The 18,215-nt window shown below is 56.2% G+C and carries 13 protein-coding genes; 9 read left to right on the top strand and 4 right to left on the bottom strand.

Annotated features, from left to right (window positions below):
- Nucleotides 1–44 precede the first annotated feature (44 nt).
- From EJ361_RS10310 to EJ361_RS10300, 3 genes are all read left to right on the top strand, one after another.
- The gene (locus EJ361_RS10310; RefSeq protein WP_126245508.1) at nt 45–821 is read left to right on the top strand and encodes an endonuclease/exonuclease/phosphatase family protein; all 777 of its coding nucleotides are present in this window, start codon (nt 45–47) and stop codon (nt 819–821) included.
- Between the two features lie 197 nt (nt 822–1,018).
- Nucleotides 1,019–3,946 (top strand): GH92 family glycosyl hydrolase, encoded by a 2,928-nt coding sequence (locus EJ361_RS10305; protein ID WP_205686981.1) that lies wholly within the window; start codon nt 1,019–1,021, stop codon nt 3,944–3,946.
- Nucleotides 3,947–4,171: 225 nt separating this feature from the next.
- Nucleotides 4,172–6,469 (top strand): beta-N-acetylhexosaminidase, encoded by a 2,298-nt coding sequence (locus tag EJ361_RS10300; protein WP_126245507.1) that lies wholly within the window; start codon nt 4,172–4,174, stop codon nt 6,467–6,469.
- 510 nt (nt 6,470–6,979) lie between these two features.
- On the opposite strand, the gene EJ361_RS10295 is transcribed toward EJ361_RS10300, so the two are convergent.
- Nucleotides 6,980–7,384 (bottom strand): hypothetical protein, encoded by a 405-nt coding sequence (locus tag EJ361_RS10295; protein ID WP_126245506.1) that lies wholly within the window; start codon nt 7,382–7,384, stop codon nt 6,980–6,982.
- 224 nt (nt 7,385–7,608) lie between these two features.
- On the opposite strand from EJ361_RS10295, the gene nagB reads away from it, so the two are divergent.
- From nagB to EJ361_RS10270, 5 genes are all read left to right on the top strand, one after another.
- Nucleotides 7,609–9,534 carry a glucosamine-6-phosphate deaminase gene (gene nagB / locus EJ361_RS10290; protein ID WP_126245505.1) on the top strand — a complete coding sequence of 642 codons (1,926 nt, stop codon included), beginning with the start codon at nt 7,609–7,611 and terminating at the stop codon, nt 9,532–9,534.
- A gap of 124 nt (nt 9,535–9,658) precedes the next feature.
- Entirely contained in the window at nt 9,659–11,032 is a 1,374-nt protein-coding gene (locus tag EJ361_RS10285; protein WP_126245504.1) for a DNA recombination protein RmuC, read from the top strand.
- Between the two features lie 50 nt (nt 11,033–11,082).
- Nucleotides 11,083–11,562: a GNAT family N-acetyltransferase gene (locus tag EJ361_RS10280; protein ID WP_126245503.1), complete on the top strand. Its 480-nt coding sequence runs from the start codon at nt 11,083–11,085 to the stop codon at nt 11,560–11,562.
- Between the two features lie 6 nt (nt 11,563–11,568).
- Nucleotides 11,569–12,246, top strand: a complete 678-nt coding sequence (locus tag EJ361_RS10275) for a type 1 glutamine amidotransferase (protein ID WP_126245502.1) — start codon at nt 11,569–11,571, stop codon at nt 12,244–12,246.
- A gap of 3 nt (nt 12,247–12,249) precedes the next feature.
- Entirely contained in the window at nt 12,250–13,218 is a 969-nt protein-coding gene (locus EJ361_RS10270) for a YpdA family putative bacillithiol disulfide reductase (RefSeq protein ID WP_126245501.1), read from the top strand.
- Here EJ361_RS10270 and murB read toward each other — a convergent pair.
- A complete protein-coding gene (gene murB, locus EJ361_RS10265) occupies nt 13,215–14,231 on the bottom strand; it encodes a UDP-N-acetylmuramate dehydrogenase (RefSeq protein ID WP_126245500.1) in 1,017 nt (338 codons plus the stop codon). The two genes, EJ361_RS10270 and murB, sit on opposite strands and share 4 nt — an antisense overlap.
- A gap of 57 nt (nt 14,232–14,288) precedes the next feature.
- On the opposite strand from murB, the gene EJ361_RS10260 reads away from it, so the two are divergent.
- Complete coding sequence (locus EJ361_RS10260) at nt 14,289–14,963, top strand: NAD(P)H-binding protein (protein WP_164714166.1); 675 nt, start codon at nt 14,289–14,291, stop codon at nt 14,961–14,963.
- On the opposite strand, the gene priA is transcribed toward EJ361_RS10260, so the two are convergent.
- The gene (gene priA / locus EJ361_RS10255; protein WP_126245498.1) at nt 14,935–17,379 is read right to left on the bottom strand and encodes a replication restart helicase PriA; all 2,445 of its coding nucleotides are present in this window, start codon (nt 17,377–17,379) and stop codon (nt 14,935–14,937) included. The two genes, EJ361_RS10260 and priA, sit on opposite strands and share 29 nt — an antisense overlap.
- Nucleotides 17,376–18,140 carry a lysophospholipid acyltransferase family protein gene (locus tag EJ361_RS10250; protein ID WP_126245497.1) on the bottom strand — a complete coding sequence of 255 codons (765 nt, stop codon included), beginning with the start codon at nt 18,138–18,140 and terminating at the stop codon, nt 17,376–17,378. The genes priA and EJ361_RS10250 overlap by 4 nt, the downstream gene beginning before the upstream one ends.
- Nucleotides 18,141–18,215: the final 75 nt, after the last annotated feature.

Here is an 18,215-nt window from a genome sequence, read left to right as displayed (position 1 = left end):
GATCCGCCTCAGCCGCCGATCGCCCGGATCCCATTTATCACTGTATGCAGCGAACTATTCTATATCTGATTTTCATGACCGGCGCGCTTTCGGCGAAAGCGCAGGTCCAGGGCCAGGTGATCAAGGTGCTGACCTACAATATTCACCATGCCGAAAACATGAACGGCAAGCTCGATATCCAGGGCATCGCCACCGTGATCCTTGCCACCAATCCTGACCTCGTGGCACTGCAGGAAGTAGACTCCGCCACACTCCGCATCGGTAAATCCGACATCCTCAAGGAACTCGCCGACGCCACCGGGATGTATATCTACTTCGGCAAAGCCATGGACTTCGATGGCGGCGGATATGGCAACGGGGTGCTTTCGAGATACCCCATCCAGTCGGCCTACACGCTCGCCCTCCCGTCCAATGGCAAGGAAGGCGAACCGAGATCGGCCGCCATCGTAACGGTGCAGCTCCCGGGCGACAGCCTCCTGCGTTTCGCCTCGGCCCATCTCGATCATACGGAAGACCCGGCAGACCGCCTTTCGCAGATACAACTGATCCTGCAGCAACTGCACCGTTCTCCCGTTCCCTTCGTGATCGCCGGCGATTTCAACGCTCTGCCGCCATCCAGAGAGATCGCGCAGCTGAAGGCGCATTTCACCGACGCGACCGAAAAACTGGGGCCCACATGGCCGTCTGACAAGCCCACCCAGAAGCTCGACTACATCCTGCTTTCCGGGAAAGGACGCTGGCATGTGAGCACGGCAGCCGTGGTAGAAGAAACCATCGCGTCTGACCACCGGCCCGTGATCGCGGAACTGATGCTGAAGTAAACACACGGTTAAACATCATAAAAGAAGGCTCCCAGTCCGGGAGCCTTTTTCGTTTACGGCCAATCGTCCTACCCCTCCGTTCATCATTTTTCAAAACACTAAAACGTTTTAGCGAATCATTTTCCTTATTTTAGCTTTTGCCGACCGGGCTGCAACTATGCCGCGGCGCCGGCGGTTGGATATTAAAAAAACAGTGAATGAAAAAATGGATGGTTTTGCTGGCCCTCGGGCTGGCATCTGCCGCGCAAGCACAAACCGTGAACTATGCGCAGAAAGTAAATCCCTTTATCGGCACAGGCGGCCACGGCCACACGTATCCCGGCCCCAGTATGCCTTTCGGCATGGTACAGCTCAGTCCTGACACCCGCCTCAAAGGCTGGGACGGCTGTTCCGGATACCATTACACCGATTCCCTGCTCTACGGCTTCTCCCACACCCACCTCAGCGGCACCGGCATCGAGGATTACTGCGATGTACTGCTCATGCCCGTTACCGGCCAGCCCGCGTGGAATAACGAAGCCTACGCCTCCCCTTTCTCCCACGCCAACGAAAAAGCCTACGCCGGCTTCTACAGCGTGAAACTCGACAAATACGACATCCGCGCCAGCCTCACCGCCACCCGCCGCGTAGGCCTGCATAAATACGAATTCCCCGCCACCGCCAAAGAAGGCCACGTACTGCTCGACCTCTACCACCGCGATATCGTGATCCATTCCTCCCTGAAAGTGATCAACGACTCCACCATAGTAGGGATGCGCACTTCCACCAGCTGGGCCAAGGAACAGATACTGTACTTCGCCATGAAATTCAGCCAGCCCTTCCGCAGTCACACCGTCGCGTTGGGAGACACCGCCAAAGGCGCGCTGCAACAGGCAGAAGGGCGCAACATCAAGGCGTATTTTACGTTCGACGTGAAAGATCCCATCTACGTGAAAGTGGCCATCAGCGGTGTAAACGAAGCCGGCGCCATGAAGAACCTCGACGCCGAAATGCCCGGCTTCGACTTCGACGGCACCCTCGCCAACGCAGTTTCGGCCTGGAATACCGAACTCGGAAAAATCGAAGTGAAAGGCGGAACGCCCGATCAGCAGACCATGTTCTACTCCGCACTTTACCACGCCTGCCTCAATCCCAACCTCTATATGGACGTGGACGGGCAGTATCGCGGGACCGACCTGAAAGTCCACAAGGCAGAGGGTTTCGAGAATCATAGCGTGTTTTCGCTGTGGGACACCCATCGTGCCCTGCACCCGCTCATGACCATCATCAATCATCGCCGGACCAACGACTGGATCAATACCTTCCTCGCCCAATACAAAAACGGCGGCATGTTGCCCGTATGGGAACTGAGCGGCAACGAAACGTTCTGCATGATCGGCTACCATTCCGTGCCCGTGATCGTAGACGCCTACCAGAAAGGCATCCGCGGATATGATGCGAAATACGCGCTGGAAGCCATGCGCAGCTACGCGGAAGGCACCCGCTTCGGGATGCAGGACTACATCCGCCAGGGCTACCTCAGCATGGACACGCAACCCGAATCCGTGTCGCGCACGCTGGAATATTCGTACGACGACTGGTGCATCGCACAAATGGGCAAAATGCTCGGCGATATGGAAGTGCATGATCGGTATATGCGTCGCGCGCAATCGTACAAAAACCTGTACGACGCGTCTACCGGGTTTATGCGCGGCAAGATCGGCGCCAGGTGGATGAGCCCCTTCGTTCCCACGGAAGTGAACAACTTCTTCACTGAAGCCAACAGCTGGCAGTATAGCTTCTACGCGCCGCAAGACGTAAGCGGCCTCATGAAACTGAACGGTGGAAGGGAAAAATTCATCGACAAGCTGGACCATCTTTTCACGACGGAAGACCAACTCTCCGGCCGCCACCAGAGCGACATTACGGGCCTGATCGGCCAATATGCGCACGGTAACGAGCCCAGCCACCATATCGCGTACCTGTTCAACTACGCCGGCCAGCCCTGGAGAACGCAGGAACTGGTACACCAGGTCATGAACACCATGTACCACAATGCGCCCGACGGCCTGAGCGGCAACGAAGACTGCGGACAGATGAGCGCCTGGTACATCATGAGCGCCATGGGTATTTACCCCGTGCGCCCCGGCGATGGCCTCTACAGCCTCGGCACGCCCGCTTTCGACGAAGTGAAGATCCATCTCGAAAGCGGCAAAACCTTTACCATCAAGGCTAACGACCTCAGCCCGAAAAACTTCTACGTGAAAGGCGTTAGCCTGAAAAGCGCGAACGGAAAAACGGAAAGCCTCAGCACGTCGGCGATTCCCCACAGCGCCATCATGGAAGGCGGCGAACTGACGTTCGACATGAGCGCCACGCCCAACAAGAACTGGGCCACCGGCACCCACGTGCCCGTGAGCGCCATCACGGAAGATCTCATCGTGGCCGTTCCCTATGTGGTGGCTGCGGAAGACCGGTTCAAGAATTCCATGGCCGTTACACTGAAAGCGGTAGAACCGAACACTACGATTTTTTATACACTCGACGGCAGCACGCCCGATAACAAATCGAAAAAATATACGGCGCCCATTACGCTGAAAAAATCCGCGCGCCTCAAAGCCGTGGCTTTCCGTAACGGTCAATACAGCCAGGTGACGGAAACGCCATTCTACCTCATTCCTACCGACAAAACCATTACGGTACTGTCGAAAATCCACCCGCAGTTTACCGCAGGCGGGCCAGACGGGCTGATCGACGGGATCCGCGGGCGGGAAGACTTCCGCCTCGGCGCCTGGCAAAGCCATTACCCCGGGAACCTGGAAGCCATCGTAGACCTGAAATCGCCCCGCCAGCTGAAGAAACTCGGCCTCGGTGTGTTGCAGGATATCGGTTCGTGGATTTGGTACCCCACGCAGGTGGAGTTCCTCCTTTCCGACGACGGTAAAACCTTCCGATCGGCCGGTGTGGTGAAAAATACCTTCTCCCCCCGCGAGCACGGCAGCTTCATCCAGGAGCTGAGCCTCCCGGTGAACGCGAAGGCCCGGTTCGTGAAAGTGATCGCCACCTCGATAGGCGTCATCCCCGACTGGCACCCCGGAAAAGGCGAGCATGGCCACATTTTCGCGGATGAAATTATTATCGAATAGTGAAATGGGAGGGTTTAACACCTTCCCTTTTCTTTTAGAGCCGACGTGGGCGCCATTCCGGTTAGGTTGAAAGCAGATTTCCCGCGACGGAAGTCGATTGAACGTCGTATCTTATCAAACCGAAATAAGAAAATGATAAGCTGAAGGGATAAGTGACGGAGCAGAAAAAAGAGTATCCTGCACCTAAAAGCCGCCGCTTCCCGCCAATAAAACCATCAACAGAAAATGACCTTTAAAACGCTCGTTATCGCATTGCTGGCCCTTGCCGGCCTAGCATCCTGTGGCACGCACGGGCCCGAGGGCACCGCGCCCAAAGCGCCCGTACAGCTCATTCCCATGCCTGTAAGGCTCATCGAATCGGCAGATTCCTTCCTGCTCGACAAACAGACCGTGCTCGTGGCCGCCACCCCGGCCGACCGTAAAACGGCCGAACTGTTCAACGAATGGTTCAAATCGCTCGCCGGTTTCGAACTGAAGTTGCAGGACAGTGGATCGATGAACGCCATCGTGTTCAGGACGCGCCCTGCCGCGGAAAAAGCCATCGCCGAAGCTTACCGGCTCAAAGTCGGTAAAGATGTAGTGACGATCGACGGCGACGATGAAGCCGGCACTTTCTACGGGATGCAAACCCTCATCCAGCTGCTGCCCGTGCAATCCGCCACGGCGTACTGGCTGCCCGGGGTCGACATTTCCGACCAGCCGCGCTTCGCCTATCGCGGCCTCCACCTCGACGTTTCCCGCCATTTCTTTCCCGTTTCCTTCGTCAAAAAGTACATCGACCTGCTGGCCATGCATAAAATGAACACTTTCCACTGGCATCTGACCGACGACCAGGGCTGGCGCATCGAGATCAAGCGCTATCCCAAACTGCAGGAAATCGCCAGCAGAAGAAAGGAAACGCTCGACGGCCGGCTCGAAGACAATAAATTCGACGGCAAGCCCTACGGTGGATTTTACACCCAGGAAGACATCAAGGACGTTGTGCAATACGCTACCGACCGCCACGTGACCGTGATCCCCGAAATCGAAATGCCGGGCCACGCCCTCGCCGCACTGGCAGCATATCCCAGCCTCGGTTGCACTGGCGGGCCGTACTCCGTTGGCACCAAATGGGGCGTGTTCGACGACGTATTCTGCGCCGGCAACGACTCCACTTTCCTGTTCCTGCAAAACGTACTGGAAGAAGTGATGATCCTCTTCCCTTCCAAATACATCCACATCGGCGGCGACGAATGCCCGAAAGTGCGTTGGGAAAAATGCCCCAAATGCCAGGCCCGCATGAAAGCTAACGGGCTCAAAGACGGTCATGCCCTTCAGAGTTACTTCATCCAGCGGATGGAAAAATGGCTGAACGAAAAAGGGCGCCAGATCATCGGATGGGACGAAATCCTGGAAGGCGGCCTCGCCCCCAACGCCACCGTGATGAGCTGGCGCGGGATCGAAGGTGGCATCGCGGCGGCGAAACTGCACCACGATGTTATCATGACACCCGGCAATTTCGTGTACTTCGATCATTACCAGTCGCTCGGCAAAAACGAACCGCTGGCCATCGGCGGTTTCACGCCCGTGAGCAAGGTCTACGGCTTCGATCCCGTTCCTGAAAGCCTTTCCGCCACCGAAGCCGCTTTCATCAAAGGCGCGCAGGCCAACCTGTGGACGGAATACATCGGCAGTCCGGAGCATGCGGAATACATGGTATACCCCCGCGCCGTGGCGCTGTCCGAAGTGTTGTGGTCGCCAAAGGAAACGAAGAATTACGACGGATTCCTCGAAAGGCTCAAGCGCCATCTGCCCCGGCTCGATAAAAAAGCCGTGAACTACGCCAAGCACGTGTTCGAAGTGCGCGCCAGCGTGGAAAACGAAGGGAAAAGCGGTGTGCAGGTGAAGCTGGATTCCAAGCTGGACGGCGGAAAGATCGTTTTCACGACAGACAGTTCCGCGCCAGACGCGGCTTCCATGCCATACACCGGCCCGATCCCCGTTACCAAAACGGAAACCATCCGCGCAACGGTGCTGCAAGACGGGAAGCCTTACGGCAACGACTGGCAGCAATCGTTCGTGTTCCATAAAGCGATGGGCAAAACAGTGACCCTCGCCAAAACACCCCACCAGCAATACAACCCGGGCCCGTTCGCGCTCGTGAACGGCATCGAAGGCCTTACGTCGTTCACCGACAACCATTGGACCGGCTACAGCGGTGGCACCATGGAAGCGGTGATCGACCTGGGAGATATTACGGACATTGCGGTGGTGGGACTGAATTACCTCGCCAACCGCGGGCAGTGGATCTATCCGCCGAAAGAGATCGTGATTTCGGTGTCGGAAGACGGGAAGCATTACAAAGAGGTGATGCAAAGGAAAGACCCCGGCGGCACGGGCATCATCCGCATCCGCGAGCGGTTGCAGGAGGTGAAAGGCCGGTACGTGAAATTTTCCCTGCGGGCGCTCGGTAAAATCCCGGACGGCGCCCCGGGCGAAGGGCAGGCCGCCTGGCTGTTTGTAGACGAACTGATCGTTCAGTGACCATATTATACGATTGGCAAAAAGAGGCTGTTTCCCGGGCGGATTCAGCCTCTTTTTTATTACGGTAATCCTGTCAAGGAAATCTTCGGGCGTTGTTAAATCGAAAAAAAGCGGGATCGTAACCGTTCCCTAAGCTTATACCCAGCACCTTTGCCGGACGGGATTCTTCCGGGACCCGCGGGACGGGACGCAAATGTATGGTTCGCAGCCCGGCAGGGATGAAAACGGGCAGATGTTCCTTTACCCGATCGTCGACGAGCCGAATGTCAACAAACGCAGGATGGATTAGGGATTGGAGCCGATCGAAGATTACCTGAAGCTGTTCAACCTCAGTTATCCCATCAAAAAACCATAATAAAAAGGCCGACCCGATTTTGATGGGACGGCCTTTTTACTTTAGCTGACCACCGTTCAAGAGCGGCGGACTTGTTTCTTCATCTGTATGCTATTCGTGACTCTATTCGAAAAGATGAGGTGCTATGTTTTGATGCATGATGTGCCATGGAGTGATTAAAGCGCGACCCAAAGGGTCCATTTTGCGTCGAATTTGTACCACTCGCCCCTGGGGCCCTGCCACTTCCATTCGGGTACTTCTTCGAAATTTTTGCCGGCGTCGGCCGTCCACCACAACTTCCCTTCCCCTATTTTAAGCCAGCGGTCCTGTTTATCGGCCCACATCCCGTCTGTGACCTCCGCCCATTCGTGCCCGTCGGGGCTCCACCAGATACGGGCGTTGCGGTCGAGCCGGTACCAGAAAGATTTCCCTTCCCTATTGGCCGCCCAGGAACCGGATTTGGATTTTACCCAGTTGACGTTATGGGAGGCTGGGGCCGGCGGGCCAGGAAAAGCGGCTGATAATACGCCGGTTGCTTGAAGCAGGAGGGCGCAGGCCACAAATATTAAATTTCTTTTCATGCGTTGGTCGAAAAATGGGTTTGGTTACTGACGGTTATGGGTGCCGTCCGGGGCCGGGGCCGGTCGGGGATATTACACTGCTAATAATTACGGAGGAGAAAAGGGTTTGGATTTGACAGGAGGAACGGGGAAAGGAAATAGTTAATCATAAATTTTCAAGAACATTACCTGTATTTTATTTAATTTTCCGGCTCGTTTTTGAAAACGCATTAAAAAACTGAACAATGACCATCAATCACCAGGAAATTGAACTGATCGACAGTTTCGAACAGATTTCCGTGGACATTCACCTTGATGCCAAAGCGGGTTCCAAAGCCGTGGCCAGGGAGATCGCTGCTCTTATACGCGAAAAGCAGGCCGCCAACGAGCCCGCCGTATTAGGTCTTGCCACCGGATCCACTCCGAAGTACCTTTATGCTGAACTCGTTCGTCTTCACAAGGAAGAAGGACTGAGCTTTAAAAACGTAGTCACTTTCAACCTCGACGAGTACTACCCTATCGAGCCGGACGCTTTGCAGAGCTACAACCGGTTTATGAAAGAACACCTGTTCAATCATATCGACATTCCCGCAGAAAATTACAACATCCCCGACGGCACTGTTCCCAAAGAGCAGATCAAGGCTTACGCAGAAGCGTACGAGCGCAAGATCGAGACCGTTGGTGGCATCGATATCCAGATCCTGGGCATCGGGAACAACGGCCACATCGGCTTCAACGAGCCCGGTTCGCAGCCTAACTCCCATACCCGCCTCGTAACGCTCGACAACAGCACCCGCCTGGCCAACGCCTACGAGTTCTCCAACATGAGCCAGGTGCCCCGCCTCGCCATCACGGCCGGTATCGGCACCATCATGAAAGCGAAGAAAGTGATCCTCCTCGCCTGGGGCCAGCACAAAGCCAAAATCGTGCGCCGCTCCGTGGAAGGTTCCACCACCGACCAGGTGCCCGCTTCCCTGCTGCAACAGCACCCCAACTGCAAATTCGTCATCGACGAGCAGGCCGCTTCCGAGCTCACCCGTAACAAGGAACCCTGGCTCACCGGCGACTGCGAATGGACGCCGAAGCTCACCCGCAAGGCCGTTACCAGCCTGGCGCTGAAGCTCAACAAGCCCATTCTCATGCTCACCGACAAAGATTACAATAATAATGGCCTGAACGACCTGATCGTACAATACGGTTCTGCATACGAACTGAATATCAAGGAGTTCAACGCCATCCGCGACACCATCACCGGCTGGCCCGGCGGTAAGCCCGGCGCAGCACTGCCCAACCATCCCGAGCGGTCGACCCCCGAGCGCAAGCGCGCCCTCATCTTCAGCCCGCACCCAGACGACGATATCATTTCCATGGGCGGTACTTTCATCCGTCTCCATGAACAGGGCCACGATGTGCACGTTGCTTACCAGACTTCCGGCAACATCGCGGTTACCGACGAGTTTGTGCTCCGCTTCATCGACTTCGCCGTAGGTTTCGAAGGCATGTTCGACATCGACCGCAGCAAGAGCTCCCAGATCCTGGAGAACGCCAAAGCGTTCATCGGCAGCAAGAAGCCCAGCCAGAAAGACACGCCGGAAATCCGCGCCATCAAAGGCCTCATCCGCCGCGGCGAAGCGAAAGCCACCTGCCGTTACGTTGGCGTGGGCGACGATCACGCGCATTTCCAGAACCTGCCTTTCTACGAAACCGGCCTGGTGGAAAAGAAACCCATGGGCCCGGAAGACGTGCAACTGACCGTAGACCTGCTCCGCGAGCTGAAACCCCAACAGATCTACTGCGCCGGCGACCTCGCCGATCCGCATGGCACCCATAAAGTTTGCCTGGACATCATCTTCGCTGCGCTCGACATCGTGAAAAACGACGACTGGGCGAAAGATTGCTGGGTTTGGCTCTACAAAGGCGCATGGCAGGAATGGGATATCCACGAGATTGAAATGGCGGTGCCCATGAGCCCCGACCAGATCATGCAGAAACGCCTGGGCATCTTCATCCACCAGAGCCAGAAAGACGTGGTCCCCTTCCAGGGCGCCGACGCACGCGAGTTCTGGCAACGTGCCGAAGAGCGCAACGCCAACACCGCCGAGCTGTACGACAAACTGGGCCTGCAGAAATACGCGGCCATGGAAGCTTTCGTACGCTACCACTTCATGTAATTGCCAACTTTGGAGATATGTTTGATACGGTCCGGGCAACACGCCCGGACCTTTTTCGTTTTATGCACAGGTGTGCATAATCCGGTGAGCACCGCATCGTTATGATTCGTTAACTTTGATCGATATGACATTAACCCTCCTTTCCGTACTGATCGCAGGGCTGTTTGCAGGCGGCCTGGGCGGCTTCCTGCTCCTCCGCAGGTTCTACGCCCCGAAAGACGAACTGGCCAAAATGCTGAGCCGCGAACAGGTAGACGAAGGATATGTGAGCCGGGAAATGTACGACAGCACGCTTTTCACCCTCCACCAGCGCGACCAGGAACTGAAAGTACAGGAAAGCGAATTGCGCACCCTCACCGCCAGGCTCGCAGCGGCTGACAAGGAAAAAGAACAGTTATCCGGCCTGGGAGAGCAATTGAAAAAAATCCACGAAAGCAACCGGCAGGAATTCTCGAACCTCGCGGCCGACATCCTCCGCCAAAAAAGCCGCGACCTCCTGGAAACGAACAAACTTTCGCTAGACCACCTGCTGGCGCCGTTGCAGACCGATATCGGGCAGTTCCGTAAAACCATCGAGCAAACGCGGAAAGAAGACATCCACGATCTCACTTCCCTCAAGAAAGAAATCGAATCCCTCCAGCAGCTGAACCTCCGCCTCAGCGAAGACGCGCAGCGCCTGGCGAGCGCCCTCAAATCCGACGTGAAAGTACAGGGCAACTGGGGTGAAGACCGCCTCCGCCTCATCCTCGAAGCAGAAGGCCTCCAGAAATACATCGACTACACCAGCGAGGAAGTGCACCGCGATCAGGACCAGCAACGCAACTTCCGGCCGGATTTCATCCTGAAACTGCCCGACGGCAAGCACCTGGTGATCGACAGCAAAGTGAGCCTCAATGCTTATGTCGCCTATTTCAACACACAGGACCCCGCAGAGAAAAAAATCCATCTCAAACAACTCGTCCGCAATATCAACGAACATATCGACGAGCTCGGCGCCAGGAATTACCAGCGCCTGGGCACCCTCAAATCCCCCGACTTCGTTTTCATGTTCATGCACTTCGAGCCCGCACTCACATTGGCTTTGAACGAAAGCCCGGAGATTTTCAACCGCGCGCTCAGCAAAAAAGTGGTGCTCATCACACCATCTACCCTCGTGGCTACGTTCAAGATCATCCGGCAGTTGTGGCAGCACGAAAACCGGGCGCGGAACGTAGATGAAATCTTCCGCCAGTGCGGATTACTGTACGACAAATTCATCCTGTTCCTGGAAGAAATGCAGGGAATGGGCGATCATATCAATAAAGCCGGCGTTGCTTATGCCGAAGCCATGAACAGGCTGAAGGAAGGCAAACGAAAAGGTGATACCATCATCGGCAAACTGGAACAAATCCGGGAACTGGACGCGAAAACGACCAAATCCCTGCCGAGAGACGTTGCCAACGACATGGACATCCGCTTCCCCGACGACGGGCTGAAGGCGATCCACGGGAATGTGTAATAGGAATGACGGGATGTTTCCATCAATAGCAAAACCCCAAATCGAAGCATATGCAAGTACAGCCGTTTTCGTCCGACTATGCGGACCAGATTTACGATTTCATCCTCCATATCCAGCAGCAGGAATTTGGCCTGCCCGTTACCCGCGAACAGCAGCCAGACCTGGCGATCATCCCGGAAGTGTACCAGCAGGGCGTCAGCAATTTCTGGATCGCGGTACATGATGGCCGGCTGATCGGGACCATCGCGCTGATGGACCTCGGAGAAGGTAAGGGCGCTTTGCGCAAGATGTTCGTTCACGAAGATTTCCGCGGCCGCGAACACGGCGTGGCCGGCCGTTTGCTGGAAACATTGAAGGAATGGGCCCGCAGCCATGATTACAGCGACATTTATCTGGGCACTGCCGACATCCTCCACGCCGCGCACCGTTTCTACGAAAAGAACGGCTTCGTGCAGGTGAGCAGGAGCGCGATCCCGGACGGGCCGTACATCCTGCCCGTAGATACCAAATTCTATCATTTTCAACTCTGACAACCTATGCGCATCCGCATTTTTCAGCACGTACCGTTCGAAGGGCCCGCCGCCATTGCGGAATGGGCGGAAAGTAAAGGCCACTCGATCGAGTATACCCGATTTTATGAAAACGATCCGCTGCCGGCCGCGTCTGACCTGGATATGCTGGTGGTGATGGGCGGACCGATGGGCGTTTACGACACCGACGAATACCCCTGGATCCGCAACGAGATCACTTTTATCACCGACGCCGTGGAATCCGGCAAACCCGTGCTGGGCGTATGCCTTGGCTCGCAATTACTGGCCGCTTCGCTGGGCGCCAGCGTGTACCCGAATAAAGAAAAGGAGATCGGATGGTTCCCCGTTACGTTCCGTGCCGACTGGGCTCCCGAACAACTCGTGGTGTTCCACTGGCACGGCGATACCTTCGATCTGCCGGAAGGCGCGCAGCTGCTGGCGGAATCGCCCGTTACGAAGCACCAGGCTTTCCAGTTCGGTCAAAACGCCGTGGGGCTGCAATTCCACCTGGAGGTGACGGGCGAATCCGTCGAAGGAATGATCGATGCCTGCGGCCACGATCTGCAAGGCGGCGATTGGGTGCAGAACGCGGAGGAGCTGCGGGACGGCCTTCCCCATGCCCGGGAAACCAAAGCTACACTGTTCCGCCTGCTCGATTCGCTGGCACAAAATGCCGTACATTAGCGTATGGCAAAAAAGGTAGCATTACTCATCGTAGGCGGCGGCCCTATCGGTCTCGCATGCGCGCTGGCGGCGCAAAAGCAGGGAATAGACTATGTGGTGATCGAAAAGGGCTGCCTCGTCAATTCGCTCTACCGGTATCCCATCAACATGACTTTTTTCTCGACCAGCGAAAGGCTCGAGATCGGCGGCATCCCCTTCGTGTCCAACAACGCGAAACCCACACGCCCGGAGGCCCTCGAATATTACCGGCGCGTGGCCGTGAGCAAGCACATCAACATCCATCTCTTCGAAAAAGTGGAAACGGTAAAACCCGCCGAAAAAGGCTACACCGTCATAACCGATAAAGCCGTGTACGGGGCAGACAACATCGTCATCGCCACCGGCTTTTACGACATCCCCAACCTGCTCCGCATCCCGGGGGAAGACCTTCCCAAAGTAACGCACTACTACAAAGACCCGCACTATTACGCCACGCGGAAAGTGATCGTCATCGGCGCCAACAACTCCGCCGTGGACGCGGCTTTGGAAACCTACCGCAAAGGTGCAGAAGTAACGATGGTGGTGAGGGAAGAAGGGATCGGCAAACGGGTGAAATATTGGGTAAAACCCGACATCGAGAACCGCATCAGGGAGGGCAGCATCCAGGCTTACTTCCATTCCACGCTCGTGGGCGTGCGCGAACAGGAGGCAGACATCCTCACGCCGGAAGGCGTCATTACCATCCCCAACGATTTCGTGATCGCCGCAACCGGCTACCAGCCTGATTTTCCTTTCCTGGAAAACGTAGGCGTGCAACTGTCGGCCGACGGCGTGCGGGAACCGGTGTATAATGAAGACACGATGGAAACGAATATGCCGGGCATTTACCTGGCCGGCGTGGTTTGCGGAGGTATGAACACGCATGTCTGGTTCATCGAGAACTCCCGTGAACATGCGGACAAGATCATCCGCCACATTGCGTCGAAAAACTAAACGATATTGACTTCCCTTTCGAGCGCGACGCCGAATTTCTCTTTCACGCTGTCCACGATCTTCCAGGACAGTTCCACGATCTGTTCGCCTTCCGCGCGGCCGTAATTGACGAGCACCAGCGCCTGCCGTTCGTGCACGCCGGCATCGCCATCTCGGTAGCCTTTCCAGCCCGCCTGTTCGATGAGCCAGCCCGCGGCCAGTTTGAAATGCCCGTTGGGTAAGGGATATGCGACGATGTTGGGGAACGCGAGTTTCAGGGATGCATAAGTTTCGGCGGTTACTTCCGGGTTTTTGAAGAAGCTGCCTGCATTGCCGATCTCCGCGGGATTGGGGAGTTTGGAGGAACGGATATTGATGACGGCCTGGCTGATGGCGCGGATGGACAATTCCTTCACTCCCATGCGCTCCAGCTCCTGCTCGATGGCGCCGTAACTGGTATTAAAAGCGGGATGTTTGGACAGCCGGAACGTGACATGAAGGATGGCGAACTGCTCCTTGTACCGGTGCTTGAAAACGCTCTCGCGGTACCCGAACTCACAGGCGTCCCTATCGAACAGATGAATCTCCCGGTCCTGCAAATGGAACGCTTCCAGCGATTCGAACGTATCCTTGATCTCCACCCCATACGCCCCGATATTCTGCATGGGGCTCGCGCCTACGTTGCCGGGGATGAGGGACAGGTTTTCCAGCCCACCGAGCCCTTTGGCGATGCAATCCTGCACAAACTGGTGCCAGTTCTCGCCTGCGCCGGCCTGCACGTACACAAACGCATCATCTTCCCTTACGGATTTGATGCCTTTGATCTCGTTCTTGAGCACGATGCCGTCGAAATCTTTGGTGAGCAGGATGTTGCTCCCGCCGCCGAGGATGATCCTGGGCATGGTGGCCCATTTCGGGTCGAGCAAAAGCGTTTCCAGCTGCTCGCGCGAGTGGAAGGATGCGAAATACCGTGCGATGGCGTCTATGCCGAATGTATTGTAAGGCCGGAGCGAAACATTTTCAGATACCCTCATATGCAAGTGTTCAAATATCCTATCTTTAATAACGGAACAAATATAATCAACATTCATATGCCGGGAACAGCAATTGTGATTGGAGCCACCGGTCTCGTAGGCTCGCTTTTGGTGCAGGACCTGCTGGAAAACAGCGGTTATGCGAAAGTGAAAGCCCTCGTCCGCAAACCCCTCCCCATCCGCGACGGGAAGCTGGAACAGATCGTGGTGGATTTCACGGACGATGCCGCGCTTCAATCCGTGCTTCACGGGGATGTATTGTTCTGCTGCATTGGTACCACCATCAAAAAAGCCGGCAGCGAAGAAGCCTTCATCGCGGTCGATTATGCGATCCCCGTCCGTTGCGGCACCATCGTCCGGAAAAACGGCATCCGCCAGTACCATCTTGTTTCTTCGATCGGCGCGCAGGCATCTTCCAAGAACTTTTATCTCCGCACCAAAGGCCGTGCGGAAGCCGCTTTGCGGGCGCTTGAATTCCCGGCCATGTACATCTATCAGCCCAGCTTCCTCATCGGCAACCGCAAGGAAATGCGCTTCGGGGAACAGGTAGCCCTGTGGGTGATGCCGGTATTCGGCTGCCTCCTGCGCGGCAGATGGAGCAAATACCGCCCCGTCAGGGCAGAAGATGTTGCCAAAAAAATGCGTGAATTATCTGAAAAAGGGGGACCGGGCGTGCATTACGTGCTTTTCTATCAAACGAAAACTACACACAATCCACATCCGGGAGAATGATGACCGACCGGAATTGCTTCTCGATCGTCAATTGTAAAAACATTTCTTTCGCCAGCTGTTTGATCTGGGTGATCTTTTTGCTGTCTTTCGGCAGCTTGATAAGCATTTCCTGCAGGTAAAACCCTCTCACCCGGCTTACCAGCGGCGCCGCCGGCCCCACGAGCTGATGCCCCAGGTGCGGTTTCAGCCAGTTGCCGAGCACCATGGCGGCCTGCTCGACCGTTTGCTGCTGTTTGTGCTTGAGCGTGATCTTCATGAGCCGGTAAAACGGCGGATAACCGAACTGCTCCCGCTCCGCGATCTCGCTTTCGTACATTTTCCGGTAGTTATGCTCCACCACGAATTGCAAAATCGGATGCCGCGTATTACTGGCCTGTACGATCACCTTGCCCTTCCCGTCCCGCCGGCCGCTGCGCCCGCTTACCTGCTCCATGAGCTGGAAAGCGCGCTCGTTCACCCGGAAATCGGGATAGCTGAGCAAACTGTCTGCACTGAGGATACCGACGAGGTTCACGTTCTCGAAATCGAGCCCTTTCACCACCATCTGCGTACCCACGAGAATGTCGATCTCGCGCTGCTCCAGTGACTGGATCATCTTGTTATGACTGTCTTTGCTCCGGATGGCGTCCAGGTCCATCCGCGCGATGCGCGCCTCCGGGAACAGCGCCTGCAGGTCTTCTTCGATCTTTTCGGTGCCGAAGTTCTTCGGAAAAAGGGTCTGGCTGCCGCAAGCCTCGCAAACGTATAGGTAAGGATAACGTGTGCCGCAATAGTGGCAACTGAGTTTGTCCTGGTGCTTGTGATAAGTAAGGGAAACATCGCACTGTTTGCAGTTGGGTATCCATCCGCAGGTGGTGCAAAGCAGGAACGGCGCGTATCCGCGGCGGTTCTGGAACAGGATGACCTGTTTCTTGTCTGCGAGCGATTGTGCGATCTGCTTCCGGAGTACCGACGAGAAGTTGTTCACCACTTCCTTCAGGGCGGTTTCCTTTTTCATGTCCACGATTTCGATATCGGGCATATCGATGCCGCCGAAGCGTTCGCCCAGCTCTACCAGTGCGTATTTGCCCTGTTTGGCGTTATAGTAGCTTTCGAGCGCGGGCGTGGCGGAACCAAGCAGCACTTTGGCTTTGAAAAGACTGGCGTAGTAAATGGCCGCATCGCGGGCGTGATAGCGCGGCGCCGGCTCATGCTGTTTGAAGGAAGCGTCGTGCTCTTCGTCGAGGATGATGAGGCCGAGGTCGCGGAAAGGCAGCAGCAGGCTGGACCGGGCGCCCAGCACGATGCGGATTTCGCCGCTTTTTACCTTGTTCCAGATTTCCACGCGCTCGTTGTTGGAGAAACGGGAATGGTAAATACCGATCTGCCCGGCGAAGTGCTTCTGCAACCGCCGGATGATCTGGGCCGTCAGCGCGATTTCCGGGAGCAGGTACAGCACCTGTCTCCCGTTGGCGAGGGCCTCTTCGATGAGTTTGACGTAAATCTGGGTCTTACCGCTGGATGTAACCCCATGCAGCAGGGCCACCTGTTTATCCTGGAAGCCGGTCCGGATTTCGGCCAGGGCTTTTTCCTGGGCGGGGCTCAGGTCGAAATCGAGCTGCGTTTCCATTTTGCCCAGGGGTACGCGGTCTACCTGCCGTTTTTCAACCCGCAGGATACCTTTGTCTACCAGGCCTTTCAGCTGGGCCGAAGAAGCCCCTGATTTTTTGAGCAGTTCGCTTTGCAATACCGCGCCCTGGGTGCGAACGAGGTGGAGATACGCCAGCAGGAGCTCCAGCTGTTTGGGGGCGCGGCCCAGCTCGTCGAACAGCGGGGCCATGGCTTCGTCGCTTTCGAGGGCGGGGTTGAGCAGCACGTAGTTCTCGAGTTTCGCCTTGTAGGATTCCTTCAGTTCTTCGTACACGAAGCACACCTGTTTTTCGATGAGCTGTTTGATGAGGGAATAGACGTCGGAGCGGTCGAGGATGAGCTGAACTTCGCCGATGCGCAGTTCCTTGCGGATCTGGAGCGCCTCGGCGATGAGGTATTCGTGGTCGGAAAGGGCGGTGAAATCGTCGCCCAGGGCGTCGTTATACAGCAGCACCGTTTCGCTGGAAAGTTTGAGGTGAGCGGGGAGCGCGGCGTTGAGCACGTCTCCTTCGTTGCACATGTAATATTGCGCGATCCATTCCCAGAAGGCGAGCTGCGTGGGGTATACCACGGGCTCTTTGTCGAGCACGTCGAGGATGGGTTTGGTTTTGTAATTGGAAGGCGGCAGTTCGTGGATGCGCTTCACGATGCCGGCGTACCTTTTTTGCTTGCCGAGCTGAACGGCCACGCGGGATCCCGGCTGGATGGAGGATTCCATTTCGGGCGGAACGGCGTAGGTATAGTTCCGCGGCAGGGCTAAGGGCAATATGACGTCGGCGTATTTCATGCGGGCTGGAGCGCCGGATATACTCTGTATTTGCGCAGTTCGGCATCCATCATTTCATACACCTGCTGGCGGAGCTTGGGAACATCTTCGATGGTGAGGCCTTTCACGGAAACCGGTTCCATGAATACCACGCGGCATTTGCCGGGGTTGAGGCTCATGGGGTTGAGGTCTTCCAGGCGGGCGCGGCAATCCACGTACACCACGGGCCGGATATCGGTCTGCGTTTCTATCGCGATGCGGAAAGCGCCCTGGTGGAAAGGCAGCAGGGGTTGGGCAGAGTTGTTGGTGGTGCCTTCGGGGAAGATGAGGAGGCTCACTTTGTGCTGGAGCATGAACATCATGTCGCGCACCGACTGTACCCGGCCGCGTGCGCTGGAGCGGTCTACCGGTACTACCGAACGGCTGTAGATCATGCCGAACAGGGGTACTTTGGAGAGCTCGCTTTTACCGAGGGGGCGGAACGGGAGGGGCATTACCTTCACAGCGAGGGCTGCATCGAGGTAGCTGGCGTGGTTGGCCAGGTATATGCAGGGCTCTTTGGTGCGGGGAGAATGCCATCTGCGGGTAACGATTATGCCCACGGCGGGGAACCAGACATGTGCCCAGAAACGGAGGAAGTAGAACACAAGGTTCCCGCCCTTCACTTTTCCCAGGAAAGACACGGCCACGATGGGCAGCAGGATCAGGAGCATGATCGCCAGCCAGATCACCCCGGCGTAAACGACATAGACGCCCTTGAGAACTTTCGAAATAACGCGCATAAAACCGGCAAGTTACTGCATCCGGCGCAGCTTTTCAAGGGCGGTAAACACATATCAGGTTTTTGACATATCAAA

It is taken from the genome of Chitinophaga rhizosphaerae (assembly GCF_003958645.1).
Taxonomy (GTDB): domain Bacteria; phylum Bacteroidota; class Bacteroidia; order Chitinophagales; family Chitinophagaceae; genus Chitinophaga; species Chitinophaga rhizosphaerae.
The sequence above is the reverse complement of the archived record's forward strand: the minus strand, read 5'-3'. Positions and strand labels throughout refer to the sequence as shown.